The following is a 6,356-nucleotide window of genomic DNA, read 5'->3' on the forward strand; positions in this document are numbered from 1 at the left end:
TTATTTAAACACCTTTAATTTCCCGAAAAATAAAAAAAGTCTGAAACGGATTAACCTTCGCTTCAGACTCTTACATTACTGTGCGTATACTTCATCTAACAAATGTAAAAACTCACCTTGTTTCCCAGCTAATTCAGGGCATTTTGCAATATTAATCCATTCGTAGCAAAATACTAATCCTTTATCTTCCTCACCAGCACTTACAATATGTTCCCAAGTATCCTTTACATCTGTTAGTAAAGTTACATGGAAAAAGTGGCGTTTTTCATATTCCTGTTTTTCTTTCATATGTATAATGTAATCTGCTAAAAAACGCTCTATGCATAAATGACGCAATCCGGATTCTTCCTGTACTTCACGCAATATAGCCGCTTCTAACGTTTCACCTTCATCAACCGTTCCCCCTGGCACTTGAATACCAGCTTCATGTATATCACGATGTTTAAAAACAAGTAATTGCATAACCCCCTCTTTTTCTCTTGTAATATATGCATGTACTTTTTTCTTATATAACATCGTCATTGTACGCCTCTCCCCTCAATTGTTCACTCTGTTACTTCTTCAAGCGTCAGTTGATTATCATACAAATATGTAGCTTGTGGATTTCCCACATACCTTACGTGCCATGGTTCATACCGATAGCCCGTAATCGTCTCTTTCGCTTTTGTGTATCGAATCACAAAACCAAATTTATGGGCATTTTCAGAAAGCCACTGACCTTCTTTCGTTTCCCCAAAAACCGTCTCTAACTGAAATTTAGCAGATTGAGACGTAATATCCATAGCTAGTCCAGTTTGATGCTCACTTGTACCAGGAACCGCGCTAGACATTGCTGTTTTTGCTTCTCCATCTTGTTTTTTATACATCGTATTTAATGCTTTTTGTCGATCAAAAGATCTAAATCCAGAAACTGCAAACAGGAAAATACGCTCGTTGTCAGCCTGCTGAAACATATCCTCAAGCGCCCTCGCTGCCTCTTTTCTCATCTTTTTCTTTTCTTGATCACCTTCACTAGAGTAGCGCACTTTCGGAATAACTAAATCTGGCGGTCTATACCCATCTGGTAAACGCCTACTTTTATTCACAAGTACAAGCATTGAATTCGGATTATTAATTACCGCAATATCCCCATCCATATTAGCAATCGTTTCTTTTGCTTTCGGAAATATGCTATTTACACTTACTTCCCGCGCCTGCTTATCCTTATACATTTTATAATTGATTCCTGCTACTCCAACAATAATTATTGCAGCTATGATACCAAGTAGTGCCCATCTTTTTTTCATATAACGACCTCTTATTTTAATAATTTGGCCATTTCATACTCATCGATGCTCTTTCCATCGATAATAAGAGCAGCTTTTTTGACACCTTCTTTCTCGAATCCAGCTTTTTTATATAGTGCCTGAGCTCTTGTATTGTGGGCCATTACTGTTAATTCTAAACGCCATACATCATGTAATTTTGCCCACTTCTCAACCTCTTTAAACAATCTCGTCCCAATACCTCGCCCGTTATACTCTTGCAAAATACCAATTACAATGGTTGCTACATGCCTCTTTCTTTGAATGTTATTTCCATTCACTAATATAAAACCTACTATCCTCTCATCTTCAACTGCTACAAATATTGTTGCATATTCATTTTCTATAAAGCGATGGATCATTTTTTCTTGTTGCTCAGCTGTAGTTTTTCTTTCTCCTGGTTCATATAACATAAACTTCGTTTCTTCATCTAATTGCTTACTTAATTGCAAAAATGATGCTGCATCTTCTATTTCGATTTCCCTAATCACTTCAATCACCCTACCAGTTTCATAATAAAAAGTTTTCCTTATAAAAAGATTTTCTCTACTTTCCCGAAAATCCCTTTGTAAATCTCCTACTATAAATTGACAAATTTCGATATTACTATAACAACGACAAATTATGTCTATTCTGTGACGTCTCATCATTACAAAGAAAAAACGCAAGCATTACACTTACGTTTTTTCAAAAATACTGTGAACTCATCTTCATCAGGTGAGGTCTCTCACCAATTTAAATTTCACTTTATCCATTCACTTTTTCTGCCTGCCAAAAATATTCACCAAATGCTTTAGCAAGTGCATCAATTGATCGATTCAATTCTTCCTCTGTATTATCTACACCGCCAACTTCTATTAATATCGCTTGTCCTGATAGGTCTTGATTATAGATTCCATTTCCTGTCTGGAACCCTTTTTGAATGACCCCACGACTCACTCCTGGATACTTCTTATTAATCGCCTCATGTAAAGCTGTCGCTAATTGTAAGTTTTTTTCATAGTTTTTATTTCCTTTCCCTACTACAAATGCAAGCTTTGCATATGATTTATCTCCAATTGTTTTTGTCGTTACATTCTTTCGGGCACTATCACGATGCAAATCAAAAAAGTATTGAAGATCTTTATTTCCAGCCATAGCTTGCTGCACAATTTCTCGTGACATCTTATACGAACTATTACTGTTTAAACCTTTACTTATTAACTTTTGACCAACATCACTCTTATCGTTAGTGGCGCCAATTCCTTCACCTTCTAGTTGTTCACGGAAACGGTCTCCTAATATAGAAATATTCGATACAGAACTCGTTGCTTTATTCGGATTCGGGTCATTCGTTAAGTTAAGTAAAGGTAAATAGGATTCCCAGCTATGTGTATGATAAATAAACGCAACTTGTCTTTTCCCGGTCGTTTGGGACGGCTGTTTTTTCTCTTTACTCGTATCTTGTTTAGGTGCTTGTCCAGTTCCACTAGTCCGTTCCTTCACTACTTCTTCAAGAGGGACACTCGACTCTATCGGTAAGTTAGAATAATTTGTACCCTCACCCGCAATAACAATTTCTGTATCGTACTTACCAAACCCAGGGAGCTCTTTCCCGACAAAACTGCGTACATCATTAAAGCGAATATTTGTAGCCATAGAAAAGAGAAAAGAAGAAATTGAAAAATCTTGATTCAAATTTCGATACTCCTGTGTAAAATAATGATTCTCTTTTCCAAGTACATACATGTAACCATTCATCGATAACTCATTTAACCAATTATATAAATACGTTGACTTCGTCTCTTTCATAGAGGTTACCATCATACTAATAAGAAAAAAAGTCGCTAGCACTGTAGTAATAACAAATAAAACTAACTTACGCATGCTTGTAAACTTCATAAAAAAAAAGCCCCGATTCATACTATCACCTCTCTATTTCAAGTTATGTACAAGCCCTAGAGAATAGACCGTTAAAATTTCGGCTATATTGTTAATGAGGTGAAATGAATTGAAGCTATTAATAGGAATATTACCAATCGCTCTATCATTCATTTTTTATTTGTCCGCTAAGCATCCAAAAGTCTCTATTGTGCTACATATTTCTGCGTACTTGGCACTGTATGTACTCGGTACAATTATTTCCATTAATATATACGATGTTTTAATACAAGATTTAGTTTTCATGACAAGCATTCATGGAATTTTACTGAATCCATTTTTCCTTATTGCAGGAGCGTATATAGGAACATACACTTTGTACCTACTTTTGTCTCACATTATTATGAAAATAAAAAATGGAGCGTAATGAAATGCAACCACCATTTATCTGTCATACATGCAAAAAAAGAATTGTAAGAAAGAAAGATCTTATTACAGCCACATGGTGCTTCCGCTTTTATTTATTTCACAGTGATTGTTTTAAACGACAGCAAGTGTTCATCTCACGGTTTCTCCCTGTGAATACACTTTTCAATTTCTTTCTTATTGTATATGGACTTATTTTTGGCAGTATTCTTATGATTACAGAACCATCTATTATTTGGCTGACTTTCTTTTTCCCCATTTTTTATCGGTTTCTTTCTTATTATTATGTTGAACGTTTTTTCTCTACATAACGAGTTGACTGTCCTTTAGGAATGCTTAAACATAGCCACTCATTTTCTTTTAACATTTTACCGATGTAAATAATCTGTCCAATATGCAATGCATAATGAGAAATTTGCCTTTCAATTGCTTGCAGGACCGTATGAGCTTCACCACGAATGTATACCGTCTTCAATAGATGTTCCGGCAATATCGTATTCATCGTATTAAAAACGTATTCCCATCCTTCTTGCCACGCTGCAAGGGCTTCCTTCTTTGAAGAATAGCCTCCTTCAAATTCACCATCTCGGTCACGATCAACTTTTTCACCATCAGATGTTAAAAAATCCGTCCATCTAGAACGCATATTACCATGCAGATGCTTTATAATAATCGCTATACTATTTGTTTCTTCATGAGAAGACCATTGTATTTGTTCGTATGATAATTGAGAAAGTGCCCGTTCCCCTTGCTTCTTTGTTGCTTTAAAGTTCGAAATCGCACATTGTAAATATTCTCGTCCGATACCCATATTAGCCCCTGCCTTCACCCTAGCTAATTTTTGTTCCATTTGGCAATTCCATATTAGGCTGAAGCAACACAACATCATCAGCTTCAGGAACGCCGCCAAGCACAAGCACTTCCGATTTAAATCCAGCTACACGCTTTGGCGGAAAATTTACAACAGCAACAATTTGTTGACCGACTAAACCTTCTGGACTATACCTTTTCGTAATTTGAGCACTTGACTGCTTTATCCCAATTTCTCCAAAATCAATTTCTAGTTTAATCGCTGGAACTCTCGCTTCTTTAAATTCCTCTGCATGTATTACAGTTCCAATTCGCAAATCCAAATTTAAAAAATCTTCAAAATTAGCCATTTTATCATTCCTCCCAATTATTACTTAGACAAAATATAAAAATCCCCTTCAAAAAAAGAAAGGTGCCTAAGCACCTTTCTTTTGTAATTTACTTGATTCATTTGATTTATAGAGGAAGAAACCGAGAATCCCGCCAATACATGATGGAATTAACCATCCGATTCCTTCGTTATATAACGGTAACATTTGTAGTACATTAGAAATCACGTCAATTTTAATGTTCGCACTTTCTAAACCGTTAAAGAAACTAATTAACAATGCACCTAAAATAGCTCCAATATAAATTTTATTACGCTTCCCAATCCACTTATGGAAATACGAAAGTACGATTAATACAATTGCAACTGGATAAATGATCATTAACACAGGTAATGTTACGGCGATTAATTGTGTTAAACCTAGGTTAGATACAATTAAACTAAATACACATACCATTGTTACAATCGTTTTATGTGAAAGTTTTGGGAATAAGTTTGTAAAGAAACCCGCACACGCAGATGTTAACCCAACAGAAGTTGTTAAACAAGCGAGTATAATAACAAGCCCCAATAAAATTTTACCACTCGTCCCATATAGCTCATTTACAACATTCGTTAAAATAAGACCACCGTTTTCTGAGACACCAAGTGATGTACTTGTTGAACCAAGATAAGCAAGTGATAAATAAATTAACGTTAAACCAAGTACAGCAATAATACCTGATACGACTGTTATTTTTGCAATTTGACTACTCTCTTTTATCCCTTTAGAGCGAATAACTTGTACAACGACAATTCCAAATACGAGAGCACTAATTGCATCCATCGTTAAATATCCTTGAATAAATCCACCAAAGAAAGCATTTTCTTTGTAAGCAGCTAACGGCGCAGCCGGCTCTCCAATTGGATCAATAATTGCCTTTCCGACAATAACAGCGACAATTAATACCAATAGTGGCGTAAGAAACTTTCCGAACCAATCCACTAATTTAGATGGATTTAATGATAAATACCACGTTATTCCGAAGAAAACTATCGTGAAAAGAAATAGCATGTACCACTCTGAAACCATTGCCTCTGATAAAAACGGCTTCATACCCATTTCAAACGAAACAGCTCCAGTACGCGGAATTGCGAAAAATGGTCCAATTGCTAAATAACTAATCAATGGGAAAATAAACGCAAATATAGGGTGGACTCTAGAAGACAGCGCTTTCAAGTCCCCCTCTACAAACGCGACAGCTGTTACAGCTAGTAGGGGTAATCCGACTCCCGTTACAAGGAATCCTATTGTAGCAATCCAAACATTCTCTCCTGCTTGTTGACCTAAAACTGGCGGAAAAATTAAATTTCCTGCTCCTAAAAATAATGCAAATAGCATTAAACCAATTGCTACCGTATCACCTGGCCTTAAACGTCCCTTCATGCTCTTCATTTGCATAGCACTTTTCCATTGTTTATCTCTATATTTTACAATATGCTATGCATCCTCCTCTCTGCTCAAGATGATAAAATATGCCCCTTACAAAGCAGTGTCTTTCTCCATAATTTCTCCATTCCCCTTATTTTTACTCTAATCATTAATACAATTGTTATTTTCGAATTTTGATTTTTTTGAATTTTCAAAT

The 6,356-nt window shown here is 35.7% G+C and carries 9 protein-coding genes; 2 read left to right on the forward strand and 7 right to left on the reverse strand.

The window, feature by feature from the left end:
• Positions 1 to 75: 75 nt before the first annotated feature.
• The 4 genes from MR167_RS19400 to spoIIP form a co-directional block, all read right to left on the reverse strand.
• The gene (locus MR167_RS19400) at positions 76 to 522 is read right to left on the reverse strand and encodes an NUDIX hydrolase (RefSeq protein WP_000178282.1); all 447 of its coding nucleotides are present in this window, start codon (positions 520 to 522) and stop codon (positions 76 to 78) included.
• Between the two features lie 23 nt (positions 523 to 545).
• On the reverse strand, positions 546 to 1,286 hold the full coding sequence (locus MR167_RS19405) for a M15 family metallopeptidase (RefSeq protein WP_000747643.1): 741 nt from the start codon (positions 1,284 to 1,286) through the stop codon (positions 546 to 548).
• Between the two features lie 11 nt (positions 1,287 to 1,297).
• Complete coding sequence (locus tag MR167_RS19410; protein ID WP_242315270.1) at positions 1,298 to 1,795, reverse strand: GNAT family N-acetyltransferase; 498 nt, start codon at positions 1,793 to 1,795, stop codon at positions 1,298 to 1,300.
• 256 nt (positions 1,796 to 2,051) lie between these two features.
• The gene (gene spoIIP / locus MR167_RS19415; RefSeq protein ID WP_001079284.1) at positions 2,052 to 3,206 is read right to left on the reverse strand and encodes a stage II sporulation protein P; all 1,155 of its coding nucleotides are present in this window, start codon (positions 3,204 to 3,206) and stop codon (positions 2,052 to 2,054) included.
• Between the two features lie 88 nt (positions 3,207 to 3,294).
• Between spoIIP and MR167_RS19420 the strand changes: the two genes are divergently transcribed.
• Positions 3,295 to 3,591 carry a hypothetical protein gene (locus MR167_RS19420; protein WP_000770731.1) on the forward strand — a complete coding sequence of 99 codons (297 nt, stop codon included), beginning with the start codon at positions 3,295 to 3,297 and terminating at the stop codon, positions 3,589 to 3,591.
• A 4-nt stretch (positions 3,592 to 3,595) separates the two neighbouring features.
• Positions 3,596 to 3,901, forward strand: coding sequence for a hypothetical protein (locus tag MR167_RS19425; RefSeq protein ID WP_043333388.1), 306 nt, complete (start codon positions 3,596 to 3,598; stop codon positions 3,899 to 3,901).
• Here the strand turns inward: MR167_RS19425 and MR167_RS19430 are convergent.
• The 3 genes from MR167_RS19430 to brnQ4 form a co-directional block, all read right to left on the reverse strand.
• Positions 3,874 to 4,440 (reverse strand): DUF1572 domain-containing protein, encoded by a 567-nt coding sequence (locus MR167_RS19430; protein ID WP_000435822.1) that lies wholly within the window; start codon positions 4,438 to 4,440, stop codon positions 3,874 to 3,876. The genes MR167_RS19425 and MR167_RS19430 overlap by 28 nt on opposite strands.
• Positions 4,421 to 4,750 (reverse strand): chaperone CsaA, encoded by a 330-nt coding sequence (gene csaA / locus MR167_RS19435; protein WP_001263021.1) that lies wholly within the window; start codon positions 4,748 to 4,750, stop codon positions 4,421 to 4,423. The genes MR167_RS19430 and csaA overlap by 20 nt, the downstream gene beginning before the upstream one ends.
• 66 nt (positions 4,751 to 4,816) lie before the next feature.
• Positions 4,817 to 6,154, reverse strand: coding sequence for a branched-chain amino acid transport system II carrier protein BrnQ4 (gene brnQ4, locus MR167_RS19440; protein WP_416808466.1), 1,338 nt, complete (start codon positions 6,152 to 6,154; stop codon positions 4,817 to 4,819).
• Between the last annotated feature and the right edge of the window lie 202 nt (positions 6,155 to 6,356).

The sequence above is a fragment of the Bacillus cereus group sp. BfR-BA-01355 genome, from assembly GCF_022663675.1.
In the GTDB taxonomy this organism is placed as follows: Bacteria; Bacillota; Bacilli; order Bacillales; family Bacillaceae_G; genus Bacillus_A; species Bacillus_A thuringiensis_S.

Excerpts from the sequence above, each read along its gene's own strand:
- MR167_RS19400 (WP_000178282.1), bottom strand. The coding sequence starts at position 522 with ATGACGATGTTATATAAGAAAAAAGTACATGCATATATTACAAGAGAA.
- MR167_RS19405 (WP_000747643.1), bottom strand. The coding sequence starts at position 1,286 with ATGAAAAAAAGATGGGCACTACTTGGTATCATAGCTGCAATAATTATT.
- spoIIP (WP_001079284.1), bottom strand. The coding sequence starts at position 3,206 with ATGAATCGGGGCTTTTTTTTTATGAAGTTTACAAGCATGCGTAAGTTA.
- MR167_RS19425 (WP_043333388.1), top strand. The coding sequence starts at position 3,596 with ATGCAACCACCATTTATCTGTCATACATGCAAAAAAAGAATTGTAAGA.
- MR167_RS19430 (WP_000435822.1), bottom strand. The coding sequence starts at position 4,440 with ATGGAACAAAAATTAGCTAGGGTGAAGGCAGGGGCTAATATGGGTATC.
- csaA (WP_001263021.1), bottom strand. The coding sequence starts at position 4,750 with ATGGCTAATTTTGAAGATTTTTTAAATTTGGATTTGCGAATTGGAACT.
- brnQ4 (WP_416808466.1), bottom strand. The coding sequence starts at position 6,154 with ATGAAGGGACGTTTAAGGCCAGGTGATACGGTAGCAATTGGTTTAATG.